The sequence below is a fragment of the Streptomyces sp. SAI-135 genome (genome assembly GCF_029893805.1).
GTDB lineage: Bacteria > Actinomycetota > Actinomycetes > Streptomycetales > Streptomycetaceae > Streptomyces.
The window spans coordinates 3,344,732-3,362,534 of sequence record NZ_JARXYP010000002.1; the positions used below are offsets into that span (position 1 = coordinate 3,344,732).

At 68.9% G+C, this 17,803-nt stretch carries 13 protein-coding genes, 1 tRNA gene and 1 pseudogene; 1 reads left to right on the top strand and 14 read right to left on the bottom strand.

Annotated features, from left to right (window positions below; all coding sequences use genetic code 11):
• Window positions 1-57: 57 nt before the first annotated feature.
• From rodA to M2163_RS19595, 9 genes are all read right to left on the bottom strand, one after another.
• On the bottom strand, window positions 58-1,257 hold the full coding sequence (gene rodA, locus M2163_RS19555; RefSeq protein ID WP_280851514.1) for a rod shape-determining protein RodA: 1,200 nt from the start codon (window positions 1,255-1,257) through the stop codon (window positions 58-60).
• Window positions 1,254-3,509 carry a penicillin-binding protein 2 gene (gene mrdA / locus M2163_RS19560; protein WP_280894571.1) on the bottom strand — a complete coding sequence of 752 codons (2,256 nt, stop codon included), beginning with the start codon at window positions 3,507-3,509 and terminating at the stop codon, window positions 1,254-1,256. The genes rodA and mrdA overlap by 4 nt, the downstream gene beginning before the upstream one ends.
• Before the next feature lie 80 nt (window positions 3,510-3,589).
• Complete coding sequence (gene mreD / locus M2163_RS19565) at window positions 3,590-4,267, bottom strand: rod shape-determining protein MreD (protein ID WP_280851512.1); 678 nt, start codon at window positions 4,265-4,267, stop codon at window positions 3,590-3,592.
• A gap of 11 nt (window positions 4,268-4,278) precedes the next feature.
• A complete protein-coding gene (mreC, locus tag M2163_RS19570; protein ID WP_280851511.1) occupies window positions 4,279-5,226 on the bottom strand; it encodes a rod shape-determining protein MreC in 948 nt (315 codons plus the stop codon).
• Between the two features lie 115 nt (window positions 5,227-5,341).
• Window positions 5,342-6,361: a rod shape-determining protein gene (locus M2163_RS19575; RefSeq protein ID WP_004931372.1), complete on the bottom strand. Its 1,020-nt coding sequence runs from the start codon at window positions 6,359-6,361 to the stop codon at window positions 5,342-5,344.
• A 334-nt stretch (window positions 6,362-6,695) separates the two neighbouring features.
• Window positions 6,696-7,109: a nucleoside-diphosphate kinase gene (ndk, locus tag M2163_RS19580; protein ID WP_280851510.1), complete on the bottom strand. Its 414-nt coding sequence runs from the start codon at window positions 7,107-7,109 to the stop codon at window positions 6,696-6,698.
• 64 nt (window positions 7,110-7,173) lie between these two features.
• Window positions 7,174-7,548: a DUF4233 domain-containing protein gene (locus M2163_RS19585; protein ID WP_280851509.1), complete on the bottom strand. Its 375-nt coding sequence runs from the start codon at window positions 7,546-7,548 to the stop codon at window positions 7,174-7,176.
• A 9-nt stretch (window positions 7,549-7,557) separates the two neighbouring features.
• Window positions 7,558-9,042: a folylpolyglutamate synthase/dihydrofolate synthase family protein gene (locus M2163_RS19590; RefSeq protein WP_280894572.1), complete on the bottom strand. Its 1,485-nt coding sequence runs from the start codon at window positions 9,040-9,042 to the stop codon at window positions 7,558-7,560.
• A 105-nt stretch (window positions 9,043-9,147) separates the two neighbouring features.
• Window positions 9,148-11,772 (bottom strand): valine--tRNA ligase, encoded by a 2,625-nt coding sequence (locus tag M2163_RS19595; protein WP_280851507.1) that lies wholly within the window; start codon window positions 11,770-11,772, stop codon window positions 9,148-9,150.
• Window positions 11,773-11,908: 136 nt separating this feature from the next.
• On the opposite strand from M2163_RS19595, the gene M2163_RS19600 reads away from it, so the two are divergent.
• On the top strand, window positions 11,909-12,910 hold the full coding sequence (locus tag M2163_RS19600; protein ID WP_280894573.1) for a hypothetical protein: 1,002 nt from the start codon (window positions 11,909-11,911) through the stop codon (window positions 12,908-12,910).
• A gap of 72 nt (window positions 12,911-12,982) precedes the next feature.
• On the opposite strand, the gene clpX is transcribed toward M2163_RS19600, so the two are convergent.
• The 5 genes and pseudogenes from clpX to M2163_RS19625 all read right to left on the bottom strand — a co-directional run bounded on the left by clpX (window position 12,983) and on the right by M2163_RS19625 (window position 17,762).
• Window positions 12,983-14,269, bottom strand: coding sequence for an ATP-dependent Clp protease ATP-binding subunit ClpX (gene clpX, locus M2163_RS19605; protein WP_053846477.1), 1,287 nt, complete (start codon window positions 14,267-14,269; stop codon window positions 12,983-12,985).
• Between the two features lie 159 nt (window positions 14,270-14,428).
• Window positions 14,429-15,110, bottom strand: a pseudogene (locus M2163_RS19610) (ATP-dependent Clp protease proteolytic subunit).
• Window positions 15,111-15,180: 70 nt separating this feature from the next.
• Window positions 15,181-15,786: an ATP-dependent Clp protease proteolytic subunit gene (locus M2163_RS19615; RefSeq protein ID WP_053846476.1), complete on the bottom strand. Its 606-nt coding sequence runs from the start codon at window positions 15,784-15,786 to the stop codon at window positions 15,181-15,183.
• A gap of 329 nt (window positions 15,787-16,115) precedes the next feature.
• Entirely contained in the window at window positions 16,116-17,504 is a 1,389-nt protein-coding gene (gene tig, locus M2163_RS19620; protein WP_280894574.1) for a trigger factor, read from the bottom strand.
• A gap of 181 nt (window positions 17,505-17,685) precedes the next feature.
• Window positions 17,686-17,762 (bottom strand) — tRNA-Pro (locus M2163_RS19625).
• Between the last annotated feature and the right edge of the window lie 41 nt (window positions 17,763-17,803).

Genomic DNA, 17,803 nt, shown 5'->3' on the forward strand with positions numbered 1-17,803 from the left:
ATCTAGTGGTCGTCCCACGGTTCCGGCAGGGGGCCACGGCCACCCGGGGCACCCCGGCTACGCCGACATCGGCCGCTGCACCTTGATCGACTGCAACAGCCCTATGGCCACCCACACCGCGAACATCGAGGATCCGCCGTACGACACGAAGGGCAGCGGCAGACCGGTGACCGGCATGATCCCGAGGGTCATGCCGATGTTCTCGAAGGACTGGAAGGCGAACCAGGCGACGATCCCGGCGGCCACGATCGTGCCGTACAGCTCGGTCGTCTCGCGGGCGATCCGGCAGGCCCGCCACAGCACGACGCCGAGCAGGACGATGATCAGGCCGGCGCCGACGAAGCCCAGTTCCTCACCGGCGACGGTGAAGACGAAGTCGGTCTGCTGCTCGGGGACGAACTGGCCGGTGGTCTGCGAGCCGTGGAAGAGGCCCGCGCCCGTCAGCCCGCCCGAACCGATCGCGATCCGCGCCTGGTTGGTGTTGTAGCCGACGCCCGCCGGGTCGAGGCTCGGGTTGGCGAAGGCGGCGAAGCGGGCGATCTGGTACTCGTCAAGGACCCCGAGCTGCCACACCGCGAGCGCGCCGATCGTGCCCGCGCCGAGCAGTCCGAAGACCCACCGGTTGGAGGCACCGGAGGCGAGCAGCACCCCGAGCACGATGATGACCATGACCATGACCGACCCGAGGTCGGGCATGAGCATCACGATCAGCATCGGTACCGCGGCGAGGCCGAGCGCCTGGAGCACCGTGCGGTGGTCGGGGTAGGGCTTGTCGCCCGCGTCGACCCGGGCCGCGAGCAGCATCGCCATGCCGAGGATGATCGTGATCTTCACGAACTCCGAGGGCTGGAGCGAGAAGCCGCCGCCGAGCACGATCCAGGAGTGGGCGCCGTTGACCGTGGAGCCCAGCGGGGTGAGCACCAGCAGGATCAGGAACACCGAGGCGCCGTACAGCAGGGGCACGGCGGTGCGCAGGGTGCGGTGGCCGACCCACACGGTGCCGATCATCAGGGCGAACCCGATGCCGGTGTTCATGACGTGCCGGATCAGGAAGTAGTACGGGTCGCCCTGGTTGATCTCGGTGCGGTTGCGGGTGGCGGAGAAGACCAGGAGCGAGCCGATCATGGACAGGGCGAGGGCCGCGAACAGTATCGGCCAGTCGAGGCGGCGGGCGAGCGAGTCGCGGGCCAGCAGCCGGGTCCAGCCCGCGCGTGCGGGGCCGTACCCGGAGACCTGGAAGCTGTTGGCTCCGGTCATGTCAGCATCCTCCGGCTCCCCCTGCTGCGGCGCCGCCTGCGGGTGTCACGGTTCCCGCCGGTCGACGTGTTCACGGTCGCGCCCTGCTGCGTCTCGTCCGGCTCGGGCGCGCCCTGCTGGCTCGCCCGCTGGTCCTTGGCCGGGTCCTTGGCGATCTTCGGGGACTTGATGGTCCCGTCCGTCCGGACCTTCGGCAGGCTCTTCTGGGGGGTCGGCAGCAGGGCGTTCTTCTTGTCGATGGTGCCGTCGTCGGAGACGCCGTACAGCGCGTCGTAGATGTTGCGGACGGCGGGGCCGGAGGCGCCGGAGCCCGTACCACCCTGGGAGATCGTCATGACGATCGAGTAGTCCTTGGTGTACGTGGCGAACCAGGACGTCGTCTGCTTGCCGTAGACCTCGGCGGTACCGGTCTTGGCGTGCATCGGGATCTTGTCCTGCGGCCAGCCGACCTGGGCGAAGCGCCAGGCGGCGGTACCGCGGGTGGCGACGCCCGCGAGGGCCTCGTCCATCTTGCTGAGCGTGGCGCGGCTTATCGGCAGCTTGCCGTGCGAGGTGGGCTTGATCTCGTCGACCTTCTTGCCGTCGGCGCTGACGACGGCCTTGCCGACGGTCGGGTTGTACAGGGTGCCGCCGTTGGAGATCGCCGCGTAGATCGTGGCCATCTGGATGGGGGTGACGAGGGTGTCGCCCTGCCCGATGGAGTAGTTGATCTCGTCACCGGCACGCATCTTGTTGCCTTCGAGGCAGTTCTCGTACGCGATCTTCTCGACGTAGCTGCCGTCCTTCTTGCCGGTCTTGCACCAGCCGTCCTTGTTGGCGTTCCAGTACGACTGCTTCCACTGGCGGTCGGGGACGCGGCCGGTGACCTCGTTCGGCAGGTCGATGCCGGTCTCCTTGCCGAGGCCGAACTGGTGCGCGGCCTTGAAGAAGTAGTCCTTGGGCTCGCCCTTCTTCGGGTTGATCCCGCCGTCGCGCTGCCACTCCCTGTGTGCGAGGCCGTAGAAGACGGTGTCGCAGGAGACCTCCAGGGCCCGGCCGAGGTTGATGGGGCCGAAGTTCTCCGACTCGAAGTTCTTGAAGACCTGGCCGCCGACGGAGTACGAACTCGTGCACGGGTAGCGGCCGTCGAAGTCGTAGCCGGCCTCGACGGCGGCGGCCGTGGAGATCACCTTGAAGGTGGAGCCGGGCGCGGACTGACCCTGTATGGCCCTGTTCAGCAGCGGGTAGTTGGACTTCTTGCCGGTGAGTTTCGCGTAGTCCTTGGCGGAGATCCCGCCCACCCAGGCGTTGGGGTCGTAGGTCGGGTTGGAGGCCATCGCGACGATGCGGCCGGTCTTGGCCTCCATGACGATGACGGCGCCCGAGTCGGCCTTGTAGTTCTCGCCGGTGTTGTCGTCGAACTGCTTGCGGGCTTCCTTCATCGCGTCGTTCAGTTCGTACTCCGCGACACGCTGGACGCGGGCGTCGATGCTGGTGACGAGGTTGGCGCCGGGCTGCGCCTCGTCGGCCTCGGCCTGGCCGATGACCCGGCCGAGGTTGTCGACCTCGTAGCGGGTCACGCCGGCCTTGCCGCGCAGTTCCTTGTCGTACTGGCGCTCCAGGCCCGAGCGGCCGACCTGGTCGGAGCGCAGATAGGGCGAGTCGGTGTCCTGGGCCTTGGTGATCTCCTCGTCGGTGACCGGGGAGAGGTAGCCGAGGACCTGGGCGGCGTTGGACTTGCCGGGGGCGGCGTAGCGGCGCACGGCCTCCGGCTCGGCGGTGATGCCGGGGAAGTCCTCGGCGCGCTCGCGGATCTGCAGGGCCTGCTTGGGGGTGGCCTCGTCGGTGATGGGGATGGGCTGGTAGGGCGAGCCGTTCCAGCAGGGCTGGGGGGTCTTCGCGTCGCAGAGCCGGACCTTGAGCATGACGTCCTTGGCGGACATGCCGAGGACCTTGGCCAGCTTGGTGAGGACGGCCTTGCCGTCGTCCTTCATCTTCAGCAGGTCGGTGCGGGAGGCGGAGACCACCAGGCGGGTCTCGTTGTCCGCGAGGGCCACTCCGCGGGCGTCCAGGATCGAGCCGCGCACGGCGGGCTCGACGACCTGCTGGACGTGGTTGCCGGAGGCTTCCTTGGCGTACGCGTCGCCCTCGCGGATCTGGAGGTACCAGAGGCGGCCGCCGAGGGTGCCGAGGAGGGACAGCACGAGGATCTGGATGACGACGAGTCGGATCTGGACCCGTGGGGTCCGTCCGGTCTCGGGGATATTGGTCACTGCGGCTGCCGCCCCCTCTCAGTGTGTGTACGTGTCATATACGGCGAACCTGTGAACGCGGTCCGCCGGCTCGCGGGGGGTCACAGCCGCTTGACCCCCTTGATGCGGCCCACGCGCGCGGTGCGGGTGCGCGCCTTCGTCTTCAGGCTGCCGAGGCCGCCGCGCTGGCCGCCGATCTTCAGACCCGTGCCCGAGGAGAGCCAGCCCGAGGAGATGTCCGCCGACTTGGCCGCCGAGTTGGTCTCGGCGAGCGGGTCGTTCTCGGCGCGGCGGGCGAGCGCCATGATGCCGGGGACGACGAACGGGGCGAGCAGCAGGTCGTACAGGGCGGCGGTGAACAGCAGGCTGCCGAGCCCCACATGGCGGGCGGCGGTGTCGCCGACAAGGGCGCCGACACCGGCGTAGAGCAGGGTGGTGCCGATGGCCGCGGCGACCACGACGACCATGGGGCCGGTGGCCGACTTGAGTCTGCCGTTCTCCGGCTTGGCGAGGCCCGCGAGGTAGCCGATGACGCACAGCACCAGGGCGTAGCGGCCGGCGGCGTGGTCGGCGGGCGGGGCGAGGTCGGCGAGCAGGCCCGCGGCGAAGCCGACGAGGGCGCCGCCGACGTGGCCGTAGACGAGGGCCAGGCCGAGGACGGTCAGGAGCAGCAGGTCGGGGACGGCGCCCGGGAGGTGGAGGCGGGCGAGGACGCTCACCTGGATCACCAGGGCGACCACGATCAGGGCGGAGGACAGCAGGATCCGGTTGACGCGCATGACTACAGCTCCTACTGCTCTTGCTGGATCTCGCCGTCGACCGGCGCATTGGCGGACGGGGTGACGGTGACCGTCACGGTCGGCGTGGGCGTCGGCTTCGGTTTGGCGGGCAGCACCGTGTCGCGCGGGTCCTTCTTCGGGGCCTCGACGACGACGCCGACGATGTCGAGCTTGGTGAAGCTGACGTACGGCGTGACGTAGAGGGTGCGCGTGAGGTCGCCGCCGGAGGGGTCGACGCGGGAGACCACGCCGACCGGGACGCCGGGCACGAAGGGCTTGTCGGCCTGCGAGCCGAAGGTGACCAGGCGGTCGCCCTTCTTGACCTCCGCCTTGCCGTTGAGCAGTTCGACGCGCAGCGGGCGGTCGCCCTGTCCGGAGGCGAAGCCGAGCTCGTCGCCGGCCTCCATACGGGTGCCGACGGTGAAGTCGGGGTCGTTGGCGAGGAGCACGGTGGCCGTGTTCGGGCCGACGGTGGTGACGCGTCCGACGAGCCCGTCGCCGTTGAGGACGGTCATGTCGCGCCGGATGCCGTCGTCGGCGCCCACGTCGATGGTGATGGTCCAGGAGAAGCCCTGGGCCGCTCCTATGGCGATGACCTGGGCGCCCTTGATGCCGTACTGCCCCGCGCCGGCGATCTTCAGCATCTTGTCGAGCTGCTTGAGGCGGCTGGTGTTGCGGTCGTCGCTGCCGAGCTTCGCCTTGAGGGCGGCGTTCTCCTTCTCCAGCGCGGCGAGCCGGTCGTGCCGCTCGCCGGAGTCGCGGATGGCGGAGACGGCGTTGCCGACCGGGTCGACCGCGGAGGACACGCCGTCCTCGATGGGCCCGAACACGGCGGCCGCGCCTTGGCGGGCACCGTCGACCGGCGAGTCCTCCCCGCCGCGGATGTCCACCGTGATCAGCGCGAACGCTACGGCGATCAGCAGCACCAGGAGCAGCCGGCTCTCTCGTGTGTCCCTCACGTGCGGCGGCCGTGCCCTTCTCATTGGAGTTGCGTTTGTGGGAGCTTATGCCTCGATATCAACGATCCGCCGCACGAGAGGAGATCATCTCGTACGGCGGAATCGAAGAGTTACGTCATCTGCGCGGCTGGGCGTCCAGCACCTGCTGGAGCGCCTCGAATTCCTCGACGCACTTGCCGGAGCCGAGCGCCACGCTGTCCAGCGGGTCCTCGGCGATGTGGATCGGCATGCCGGTCTCCCGGCGCAGCCGCTCGTCGAGCCCGCGCAGCAGGGCGCCGCCGCCGGTGAGGACGATGCCGCGGTCCATGATGTCGCCGGAGAGCTCGGGCGGGCACTTGTCGAGGGTCGTCTTGACCGCGTCCACGATGGCGTTGACCGGCTCCTCGATCGCCTTGCGGACCTCGGCGGCCGAGATGACCACGGTCTTGGGCAGCCCGGAGACGAGGTCCCGGCCACGGATTTCGGTGTGCTCGTCAGCGTCGAGGTCGTACGCCGAACCGATCGTGATCTTGATCTGTTCGGCCGTCCGCTCACCCAGCAGGAGCGAGTACTCCTTCTTGATGTGCTGGATGATCGCGTTGTCCAGCTCGTCGCCCGCCACGCGGATGGACTGGGCGGTGACGATGCCGCCGAGCGAGATGACCGCGACCTCCGTGGTGCCGCCGCCGATGTCCACCACCATGTTGCCCGTGGCCTCGTGGACCGGCAGGCCGGAGCCGATGGCGGCCGCCATGGGCTCCTCGATGATGTGCACCTGGCGGGCGCCGGCCTGGGACGACGCCTCGATGACGGCACGGCGCTCGACGCCGGTGATGCCCGAGGGGACACACACGACGACGCGCGGCCTCGCGAGATACCGCCGCTTGTGGATCTTCAGGATGAAGTAGCGCAGCATCCGCTCGGTGATCTCGAAGTCGGCGATCACGCCGTCCTTCAGCGGCCGCACGGCAACGATGTTGCCGGGGGTCCGCCCGATCATCTTCTTCGCTTCGGCGCCGACAGCCAGGATTCCACCGGTGTTCGTGTTGATCGCGACGACGGACGGCTCGTTGAGTACGATCCCGCGACCCCTGACGTACACCAGCGTGTTGGCGGTCCCGAGGTCGACAGCCATGTCACGGCCGATGAACGACATTGAGTTCCCCATCAGGATTCGTCTGGCCTTCCTGGGAGCTTTTGAGGGCATTTCAGGTCGGCGAAGTGGGTGCTGTGACGTGAAGGCTTCCATCGTAGACGCGCCTGCACGAACACTGCGCGAGGGTCTTCGCCATTGTCAGCAGATCAGACACCGCCTCGCTTGTGGAGACGGTCCATAAGGGCCACTCGTTCCCCCGATCGGCACGCATATGCCGAGGGACGGCCGAAAAAGTACGGCCGTCCCAGGTCAGACGGGAGTGCGAACTGACGCGCCCTCAGAAATTGCCACCAAACCTACGCACGAGGCCTGTGCGCGAGACCTCTGCGCGAGACTACGCGCGGCCGGGGAAGAAGATCTTCACCTCGCGCTCGGCGGACTCCTCCGAGTCGGAGGCGTGGATGAGGTTCTCGCGGACGATGACACCGAAGTCCCCCCGAACGGAGCCGGGCGCGGCGGCGATCGGGTCGGTGGGGCCCGCCAGCTGGCGTACCCCCTCGATGACCCGCTCGCCCTCGACGATCAGCGCCACGACCGGACCGGAGGCCATGAACTCCACCAGCGGCTCGTAGAAGGGCTTGCCCTTGTGCTCGCCGTAGTGCTGCTCCAGCGTCTCCTGGTCCAGGGTGCGCAGCTCCAGCGCGGTGATCTGCCAGCCGGCCTTGCGCTCGATACGGCTGATGATCTCGCCGGTCAGGCCACGACGGACGGCGTCGGGCTTGAGGAGGACGAGGGTGCGCTGGCTCACGAGGGGCTCCTAACCTGCTGACATGTGCGGTGGGACGAGATTACAGGGCGTGTCGGTGCGCTCGTCACACAGCGTCAGGTGTAGAGGAGTCGGGCTGCGCGGCTCGGTCTCCCTGCGCGGCGAATCTCGCCTTGGCCTCGTCGATCTTCCGGCCGTAGTGCACCGAGGCCCACCACAGGGCCGCGAACACCGCGCCCATGAAGAACATGGTCGGCACCACGAAGCCGGAGGCGATCAGGGCGATCTGGAGCACCCAGCCGAGGGCGACGCCGCCGGGCCTGGTCACCACACCGCACAGCGCGAGACACAGGAACATGGCGATGCCGCTGACCGTCCACAGTGTGGCGCCGGCCAGGTCCGGGTCCTTCATCGCGACCAGCGCGGCGAAGCCGACCACGAAGAACTCGCCGATCAGGGTCGATGCACAGAGCGTACGCATGGCTGGGACTCAGCTCCTTCCCAGCAGCAGCCGGGCCTCGCCGACCGTGATGACCGACCCGGTGACGAGCACCCCGCCGCCCGCGAACTCACCGTCCTCCTCGGCCAGCGTGATCGCCTCCTCCAGGGCGTCCGGCAGCCGCGGCTCGACCTGGACGCGCTCCTCGCCGAACACCTCGACGGCGATCGCGGCGAGCTCGTCGGCGTCCATCGCGCGGTGGCTGGAGTTCTGGGTGATCACGACCTCGGCGAAGATCGGCTCGAAGGCCTCCAGGAGCCCCCGCACGTTCTTGTCGCCGCTCGCGCCGACCACACCGATGAGCCGGCTGAAGTCGAAGGCCTCACCGACCGCCTCGGCGGTGGCGCGGGCGCCCGCCGGGTTGTGGGCGGCGTCCAGGACCACGGTCGGGGACCGCCGTACGACTTCGAGGCGGCCCGGGGAGGAGACGGAGGCGAAGGCCTTGCGGACGGTGTCGAGGTCGAGGGGGTCCGGGCGCTGGGCACCCACCCCGAAGAACGCCTCCACGGCCGCCAGCGCCACGGCCGCGTTGTGCGCCTGGTACGGGCCGTGCAGCGGCAGGTACACCTCTTCGTACTCGCCGCCGAGGCCGCGCAGGGTGAGCAGCTGGCCGCCGACGGCGACCTGCCGGGAGACGACCCCGAACTCCAGTCCCTCGCGCGCGACCGTCGCGTCCACCTCGACGGCCTTCTTCAGCAGGACCTGCGCCGCGTCGACCGGCTGCTGGGCCAGGACGACCGTCGCGTCCTGCTTGATGATCCCGGCCTTCTCGACGGCGATCTCCCCGGGGGTCTCCCCGAGCCGGTCGGTGTGGTCGAGGTCGATGGGGGTGACGACGGCGACATCGCCGTCGATGACGTTGGTGGCGTCCCAGGAGCCGCCCATGCCGACCTCGACGACGGCCACGTCGACGGGCGCGTCCGCGAAGGCGGCGTACGCCATGCCGGTCAGCACTTCGAAGAAGGACAGCCGGTACTGCTGCTGCCCGTCGACCATCTCGACGTACGGCTTGATGTCCTCGTAGGTCTCGATGAAGCGCTCGGCGGAGATCGGGGCGCCGTCCAGGCTGATGCGCTCGGTGACCGACTGGACGTGGGGGCTGGTGTAGCGGCCGGTGCGCAGTTCGAAGGCGCCGAGGAGGGCCTCGATCATGCGGGCGGTGGAGGTCTTGCCGTTGGTCCCCGTGATGTGGATCGAGGGGTACGACCGCTGGGGCTCGCCCAGCACGTCCATCAGCGCGGCGATGCGGCCGACGCTCGGCTCCAGCTTGGTCTCGCCCCAGCGGGTGGCGAGCTCCGCCTCGACCCCGCGCAGAGCCTTGTCGACCTCGGGGTCCTCGGGGCGCGCGGGCACGTCTGCGCTTGGGGCTCCGCCCTGGGTGCGCAGGGTGCGGCTGCCGGCCTCGATGACCGCGAGGTCGGGGTCGCGGTCGGTCTCGTTGGCGATGATCTCGTCGAAGGGGTCGGTGTCGCTCACACGGTCAGTTTAGGGCTGCGCGTGAGGAGAGGGGTGGCTGGTCCTGTCTGGCGGGCGCGGGGAGGTTTGTGGCTGGTCGCGCAGTTCCCCGCGCCCCTGCGTGGGCTACTGCTGGGGCAGGTTTTCCAGCTGGGCCTGGATCCTCTTGATGTCCTCGTCCGCCTTGGCCAGGCGGCCTCGGATCTTGTCCACGACGTTGTCCGGGGCCTTCGCGAGGAACGCCTCGTTGCCGAGCTTGGCGTTGGCCTGGGCCTTCTCCTTCTCGGCCGCCGCCAGGTCCTTCGCGAGGCGCTTGCGCTCGGCCGCCACGTCGATCGTGCCGGAGAGGTCGAGCGCGACGGTGGCACCGGCGACCGGGAGGGTCGCCGTGGCCGCGAAGGTCTCGCCCTCCGGCTGGAGGCGCAGGAGCTGGCGGATGGCGGCCTCGTGGGGGGCGAGGGCGGTGCCGTCCAGGGTCAGGCGGGCCGGGACGCGCTGGCCCGGCTGGAGGCCCTGGTCGGCGCGGAAGCGCCGGACCTCCGTGATGACGGACTGGAGCGTCTCGATCTCCCGCTCGGCCGCGTCGTCGCGGAATCCGCTGTCGCTCGGCCACTCGGCGATGACGACCGACTCGCCGCCGGTGAGCGTGGTCCACAGGGTGTCCGTGACGAACGGGACGACCGGGTGGAGCAGCTTCAGGGTGACGTCGAGGACCTCACCGAGGACACGCTGGGAGACCTTGGCGCCCTCGCCGCCCGCCTGGAAGGTCGTCTTCGACAGCTCGACGTACCAGTCGAAGACCTCGTCCCACGCGAAGTGGAAGAGCGCGTCGGAGAGCTTCGCGAACTGGAAGTCCTCGTAGAACGCGTCCACTTGGGCGACCGTCTTGTTGAGACGGGAGAGGATCCAGCGGTCCGTCGCCGACATCTGCTCGGGCGAGGGAAGCGGGCCCTCGACCGTCGCGCCGTTCATCAGGGCGAAGCGGGTCGCGTTCCAGATCTTGTTGGCGAAGTTCCGGGACGCCTGGACCCAGTCCTCGCCGATCGGGACGTCGGTGCCGGGATTGGCGCCGCGGGCCAGGGTGAAACGGACGGCGTCAGAGCCGTACTTGTCCATCCAGTCCAGCGGATCGACCACGTTGCCGAACGACTTCGACATCTTCTTGCCGCGCTCGTCGCGGACGAGACCGGTCAGCGCGATGGTCTTGAAGGGGACCTCGCCGTCCATGGCGTAGAGGCCGAACATCATCATCCTCGCGACCCAGAAGAAGATGATGTCGTGGCCGGTCAGCAGGACGTCGGTCGGATAGAACTTCCGCAGGTCCGCGGTCTGTTCGGGCCAGCCGAGCGTCGAGAAGGGCCACAGGCCGGAGGAGAACCAGGTGTCGAGGACGTCCGTGTCCTGCTTCCAGCCCTCGCCCGTGGGCGGCTGCTCGTCGGGGCCGACGCAGACGACCTCGCCGTCGGGGCCGTACCAGACCGGGATGCGGTGGCCCCACCACAACTGCCGTGAGATGCACCAGTCGTGCATGTTGTCGACCCAGTCGAAGTACCGCTTCGACATGTCCTCGGGGTGGATCTTGACCCGGCCGTCGCGGACCGCGTCACCGGCTGCCTTGGCGAGCGGGCCGACCTTGACCCACCACTGCATCGACAGACGCGGCTCGATCGTGGTCTTGCAGCGCGAGCAGTGGCCGACGGAGTGGACGTAGGGCCGCTTCTCGGCGACGATCCGGCCCTGCGAGCGGAGGGCGGCGACGATGGCGCTGCGCGCCTCGAAGCGGTCCAGGCCCTGGAAGGGGCCGTGGGCCGTGATGACCGCCCGCTCGTCCATGACGGTGATCGACTCCAGGCCGTGGCGCTGGCCGATGGCGAAGTCGTTCGGGTCGTGGGCCGGGGTGACCTTGACGGCACCCGTGCCGAACTCCGGGTCGACGTGGGTGTCCGCGACGACGGGGATCGAGCGGTCGGTCAGCGGCAGCTTGATCCGCTTGCCGATGAGGTGCTGGTACCGCTCGTCGTCGGGGTGGACGGCGACGGCCGTGTCACCGAGCATCGTCTCCGCGCGGGTGGTGGCGACGACCAGGGTCTCGTCACCCTCGCCGTACTTGATGGAGACGAGCTCGCCGTCGTCCTCCTGGTACTCCACCTCGATGTCCGAGATCGCCGTCAGACAACGCGGACACCAGTTGATGATCCGCTCGGCGCGGTAGATCAGCTCGTCGTCGAAGAGGCGCTTGAAGATGGTCTGGACGGCCTTGGACAGGCCCTCGTCCATGGTGAACCGCTCGCGGTCCCAGTCGACGCCGTCACCGAGGCGCCGCATCTGGCCGAGGATCTTGCCGCCGTACTCCTCCTTCCACTGCCAGACACGCTCGACGAACTCCTCGCGCCCCAGGTCGTGTCGGGACTTGCCCTCCTCGGCGAGCTGCTGCTCGACCTTGTTCTGGGTGGCGATGCCGGCGTGGTCCATGCCCGGCAGCCACAGCGCCTCGTAGCCCTGCATGCGCTTGCGGCGGGTGAGGGCGTCCATGAGCGTGTGCTGGAAGGCGTGGCCCAGGTGGAGCGAGCCGGTGACGTTCGGCGGCGGGATGACGATGGTGTACGGAGGCTTGTCGCTCTTCGCGTCGGCGGCGAAGTAACCGCGCTCTACCCAGCGCTCGTACAGCGTCCCCTCTACCTCGGCCGGCGCGTACTGGGTCGGCAGTTCGGTGCTGGGCGCTGTGGGCTGCTGCTGAGCGTTCTCGGTCACGGGGTCAGTTTAGGGGTGTCGCGGGGGTGTCCCGAAACGCGTTTGTTCTGTAACGGTGGGGCCCCCGATGCCGTGCGGCGACCTGGCCTGGGCCAGGATGTCGGGAACACATAAGCATCTGGAGGGGAACCCAGAGATGAGTCACAACCAGCCGGGCCCGTACGGGCAGCCCCAGCAGCCCGGGCAGCCGCCGCAGCCCGGGCCGTACGGCCAGCCGGGCCCCTACGGCCAGCCCCCGCAGGCGCCCCAGCCCGGCTACGGCTACCCGCAGCAGGCGCCGCCGCCCCAGCAGCCGGGACAGCCTCCTCAGCAGCCCCCGCAGCCGGGTTACGGCTATCCGCAGCAGGGGGGCGTCCCTCCGCAGAACCCGCCGTACGGGCAGCCGCAGGCGCCCTACGGCCAGCAGGCCCCCTACGGGCAGCAGCAGCCGTACGGCCGGGCCCCCTACGGGGTTCCCCAGCCCCCGCCGCCGGGCGGCGGCAACGGCAAGAAGATCGGTCTCGTCCTCGGGGCGGTGGCGGTCGTGGCCGCGATCGCGGTCGGCGCGTACCTGGTGATCGGCGGGGGCGGGTCCGGCGGCGGGTCGGACATCGCGGACGACGGGGCGCACAAGCTGACCGCCCCGGCGACGATCCTCGGCGGGGACTACAAGAAGGGCAGCGACGGCGGGCTGGGCGCGCTGAGCGAGAGCGACGTCAAGGACGCCGAGTCGTGGGGCGTTCAGGACGCGAAGGATGTCAGCGCCACCTACTCCTCGGGCTCGGGCCTCAGCACGAAGTCCCTGATGTTCGCCGGTGTGTACGGCACGATCGACGACCCGGAGAAGGTCGTCGACTCGATGTTCGCCCAGGCCAAGGAGGGCTCCTCGAAGGACACCGACTCGGGCACGTTCGAGGGCAGCCCCCAGGAGTTCACCCCCGCGGGCTTCGAGAACGGCGTCATGAAGTGCCAGGAGATCAAGACCACCGAGTCCGGTCAGACCCTGACCATGCCGGTGTGCATCTGGGGCGACCACAGCACGGTCACCTATGTCTTCGCGTACGACATGGCCGCACTGACCGAGGGCAAGAGCACCACGATGGACGAGGCGGCCGAGCTGACCGCCAAGGTCCGCGACGACGTGCGCGTGAAGTCCTGACGGACTCCGCCGGCGCAAGCGCCAAGGGGCCCCGGTCGGTCGACCGGGGCCCCTTCGATGTGTGCGGTGGGCCTACGCCGTCTTCTGCTCGCCCGAACCCCGTCCGCGCGCGTCCCTCGGGATCAGCGTCGGGTTCACGTTGGAGTGGACGACGTCCGCGGTGATGACGACGCGGGCCACGTCCTTGCGGGACGGGATCTCGTACATGACGCCCTGCAGGACCTCTTCCATGATGGCGCGCAGGCCGCGCGCGCCGGTCTGGCGGAGGATGGCCTGGTCGGCGATGGCCTCCAGCGCCTCGCGCTCGAAGTCCAGCTCCACACCGTCGAGTTCGAAGAGGCGCTGGTACTGCTTCACCAGTGCGTTGCGCGGCTCGACCAGGATCTGGAGGAGGGCCTCGCGGTCCAGGTTGTGGACCGAGGTGATGACGGGGAGGCGGCCGATGAACTCGGGGATCATGCCGAACTTGACCAGGTCCTCGGGCATGACGTCCTCGAACTGGTCCTTGGCCTCCAGCTCACGCTTGGAGCGGATCGTCGCCCCGAAGCCGATGCCCTTGGCGCCCGCCCGGGACTCGATGAGCTTCTCCAGACCGGCGAAGGCACCGCCCACGATGAACAGGACGTTCGTCGTGTCGATCTGGATGAACTCCTGGTGCGGGTGCTTGCGTCCGCCCTGCGGCGGGACGGAGGCCGTGGTGCCCTCCAGGATCTTCAGCAGGGCCTGCTGCACGCCCTCGCCGCTCACGTCCCGCGTGATCGAGGGGTTTTCACTCTTCCGCGCGACCTTGTCGATCTCGTCGATGTAGATGATCCCGGTCTCGGCCTTCTTGACGTCGTAGTCGGCCGCCTGGATCAGCTTGAGCAGGATGTTCTCGACGTCCTCGCCGACGTAGCCCGCCTCGGTGAGCGCCGTCGCGTCGGCGATGGCGAACGGGACGTTCAGCATGCGGGCGAGGGTCTGGGCGAGGAGGGTCTTGCCGGAGCCCGTGGGGCCCAGCAGGAGGATGTTGGACTTCGCCAACTCGATCGCGTCGTCACGGCCGTTGCCGCCGCCGTTCTCGCCGGCCTGGACGCGCTTGTAGTGGTTGTACACCGCCACGGAGAGGGCCTTCTTGGCCGCCTCCTGGCCCACCACGTAGCCCTCCAGGAACTCGTAGATCTCGCGGGGCTTGGGGAGTTCCTCCCAGCGCACCTCGCTCGTCTCGGCGAGTTCCTCCTCGATGATCTCGTTGCAGAGATCGATGCACTCGTCGCAGATGTACACACCAGGCCCTGCGATGAGCTTCTTGACCTGCTTCTGGCTCTTGCCGCAGAACGAGCACTTGAGCAGATCGCCGCCGTCACCGATGCGTGCCACGGTGTGCTTCCCCTTCGCCTGGGAGACGCCTAGGTCCAGCGGCTCCTGGTGCTGCCTTATGTCCGACGGTACCTTGCCGGGCCCCCCGTTCGGGCCCCCCTTGGCAGGGTTCACTTTGACGTGCACTGTGCCAAGGGGCGGCATATCCTACGGGCCGCGTCAGCGGACGGCCGCGTTGTTCATCTTCCGGGTGGAGATGATCTGGTCGATCAGGCCGTACGCCAGGGCGTCGTCGGCCGTGAGGATCTTGTCGCGCTCGATGTCCTCGCGGATCTTCTCGATCGGCGTGGTCGAGTGCTTGGCCAGCAGGTCTTCCAGCTGCGCGCGCATCCGGAGGATCTCGTTGGCGGCGATCTCCAGGTCGGACACCTGGCCGCGGCCGGTCTCGCTGTACGGCTGGTGGATCAGCACGCGCGCGTTGGGCAGGGCCATGCGCTTGCCGGGCGTACCGGCGGCCAGCAGGATCGCGGCGGCGGAGGCCGCCTTGACCCATGCAGACCGTCTGGATGTCCGGCTTCACGAACTGCATGGTGTCGTAGATCGCGGTCAGCGCGGTGAAGGAGCCACCGGGGCTGTTGATGTAGACCGAGATGTCCCGGTCGGGGTCCATCGACTCCAGGCACAGCAGCTGCGCCATGACGTCGTTGGCGGAGGCGTCGTCGATCTGCACGCCGAGGAAGATCACGCGCTCCTCGAAGAGCTTGGCGTACGGGTCGTACTCGCGGATGCCCTGCGAGGTGCGCTCGACGAAGCGGGGGATCACGTAGCGGGACTCGGCGCGCGGGCCGGTGTACTCGGCCTCGGTGCGGGCGTAGAGGCCGCTGCCGGGGAAGTCGTTCACTGTCTGTCTCCTAGGGGCTTAGGCGGTCGGCTGAGGGGCTGAGCGGGGGTGTGGTGGCCCCGCACGGGGCTCAGGCCCCGGTGCCGCCGCCGCCCGGCATGCCGGCGGCCGTGGCGATCACGTCGTCGATGAGGCCGTACTCCTTGGCCTCGAAGGCGTCGAACCAGCGGTCGCGGTCCGAGTCGCGGGTGATCTGCTCGATCGTCTGGCCGGTGTGCTGCGAGGTGAGCTCGGCCATGCGCTTCTTGGTGTGCAGCAGTCGCTCGGCGTGGATCTTGATGTCCGAGGCCGAGCCGGCGAGGCCGGCGGACGGCTGGTGGATCAGGATCTCGGCGTTCGGCAGGGCGAAGCGCTTGCCCGGCGTGCCCGCGCTGAGCAGGAACTGGCCCATGGAGGCCGCGAGGCCCATGGCGATGGTCACCACGTCGTTCTTGATGTACTGCATGGTGTCGTAGATCGCCATGCCTGCGGTGATCGATCCGCCGGGGCTGTTGATGTAGAGGTAGATGTCCTTGTCCGGGTCGGCGGCAAGGAGAAGCAGCTGTGCGGTGATCTTGTTCGCGATGTCGTCGTCGACCGGCTGGCCGAGGAAGATGATCCGCTCGTTGAGCAGCCGGTTGTAGACATGGTCGCCGAGGCCACCGCCGATGGAAGGCTCGCCGGCGGCGGAGGGCATCAGATTCGTCACGTATCCACCTGCTCGTCTTACGACGGCGCCGGGCCGTCTTCACGTGTTCCCGTCCGGGGGCTGGGCAGTCTGCGGGACTTCCCTGCCCTGGTACTCATGGACCCTAACGCGCTGGTCCCCTTGGGGAATCCCGGTAAGGGGGGTGTTCGCCGGGGGCGTAGCGCCGTGGTATCGCCGGCTCGTCGCCGGGCGCGCGCGATCCGTGGCCCGCGGCGCACCCGCCCGCGCGCCCGGCCCGGTCCCGCGGCCGGGTGCCGGAAGGGCCCCGGAGAACTGGTCTCCGGGGCCCTTCCTGCGACGTTCGAGGTGCCGGGGGCTCAGCCCTCGGTCTTCTCCTCGGCCTCGGCCGGGGTCTCCTCGGTGGAGGCCTCGACCGTCTCGGCGGTCTCGTCCTCGTCGTCGTCGAGGTCGACGACCTCGCCGTTGGTGTCCTTGACCGTGGCGGCCTCGACCACGACGGCCAGGGCCTTGCCGCGGGCGACCTCACCGACGAGGAGCGGAACCTGACCGCCCTCGACGACCGCCTGGGCGAACTGGTCGGGGGACATGCCGGAGGAGGCGGCACGGCGCATGAGGTGCTCGGTGAGCTCCTCCTGGTTGACGTTCAGCTTCTCGCGCTTGACGAGCTCGTCGAGCACGAACTGGGTCTTGATGCCCTTGACCGCGGCTTCCTTGGTCTCGGCGTCGAACTCCTCCTCGGTCTTGCCCTGGATCTCCAGGTACTTCGCGAGGTCGAGGCCCATCTGACCGAGCTGGTGGTGCTCCAGGTTGTGCTTGCGGGTGTTGATCTCGTCCTCGAGGAGCTTCTCGGGGACGGGCACCTCGACGAGCTCCAGGAGCTTCTCCAGGACGCGCTCCTGGGCCTGGGTGGCCTGGTCGTACTGCTTCATGTTCTCGAGGCGCTTGCGGCTGTCGGCCCGCAGCTCCTCCAGGGTGTCGAACTCGGAGGCGAGCTGCGCGAACTCGTCGTCCAGCTCGGGCAGTTCGCGGGCGGCGACCTGGGTGACCTTGACGGTGACCTCGGCCTCCTTGCCGGCCGCGGAGCCGCCCTTGAGCTCGGAGGTGAAGGTGGCCTCGCCACCGGCCTCCAGGCCCTTCACGGCGTCGTCGATGCCGTCGAGCAGCTCGCCGGAGCCGATGGTGTAGGAGACGCCGCTCGCGACGCCGTCCTCCAGCACCTCGCCGTCGACCTTGGCCTCCAGGTCGATGGTGACGACGTCGCCGTCCTCGGCGGCACGCTCGACGGGGGACGTCGAGGCGAAGCGCTCACGGAGCTGCTCGACCGACTTCTCGATGTCCTCGTCGGTGACCTCGACGGCGTCGACCTCGACCTCGATGCCGGAGTAGTCCGGGATCTCGATGGACGGGCGGACGTCGACCTCCGCGGTGAAGTTCAGCGTCTCGCCGTCCTTCAGCTCGGTGATGTCGACCTCGGGCTGGCCCAGGACGTCGATCTCGGCCTCGTTGACCGCCTCGGTGTAGAACTTCGGAAGCGCGTCGTTGACGGCCTCCTCCAGCACCGCACCGCGGCCGAACCGCTGGTCGATGACGCGGGCCGGGATCTTGCCCTTCCGGAAGCCCTTCACCGTGACCTGCTGGTTGATCTTCTTGTACGCCGCGTCGAGGCTGTCCTTGAGCTCCTCGAAGGGCACCTCGATGCTGAGCCGAACCCGAGTCGGGTTCAGGGTCTCCACGGCGCTCTTCACGGTTCGGTCTCCTTGTGGCTGACTTCTCGGATTCTGCCGGGGCCAGAACGGCTCCGGCGGATAGCCGCCCGGAGGACTTCTAGTAGGAGAGACACACGGGCGTGCAGCTTGCATAGTAACGGCAGCGGCGACACGCCCCAAAGGCGATCACGGACTCGGTCGCGCGAGCTGATCGCGCAGGTGGTCGGGGTGGCGGGATTTGAACCCACGGCCTTCCGCTCCCAAAGCGGACGCGCTACCAAGCTGCGCCACACCCCGTCTGGTGCGACACGTAGGGTACATGCCCGCAGGCAGCGGGG

Coding starts and splice junctions, on each gene's coding strand:
- rodA (WP_280851514.1), bottom strand. CDS start 1,257: ATGACCGGAGCCAACAGCTTCCAGGTCTCCGGGTACGGCCCCGCACGC.
- mreD (WP_280851512.1), bottom strand. CDS start 4,267: ATGCGCGTCAACCGGATCCTGCTGTCCTCCGCCCTGATCGTGGTCGCC.
- M2163_RS19575 (WP_004931372.1), bottom strand. CDS start 6,361: ATGTCGTTCATCGGCCGTGACATGGCTGTCGACCTCGGGACCGCCAAC.
- M2163_RS19585 (WP_280851509.1), bottom strand. CDS start 7,548: ATGCGTACGCTCTGTGCATCGACCCTGATCGGCGAGTTCTTCGTGGTC.
- M2163_RS19600 (WP_280894573.1), top strand. CDS start 11,909: ATGAGTCACAACCAGCCGGGCCCGTACGGGCAGCCCCAGCAGCCCGGG.
- M2163_RS19615 (WP_053846476.1), bottom strand. CDS start 15,786: ATGCCCTCCGCCGCCGGCGAGCCTTCCATCGGCGGTGGCCTCGGCGAC.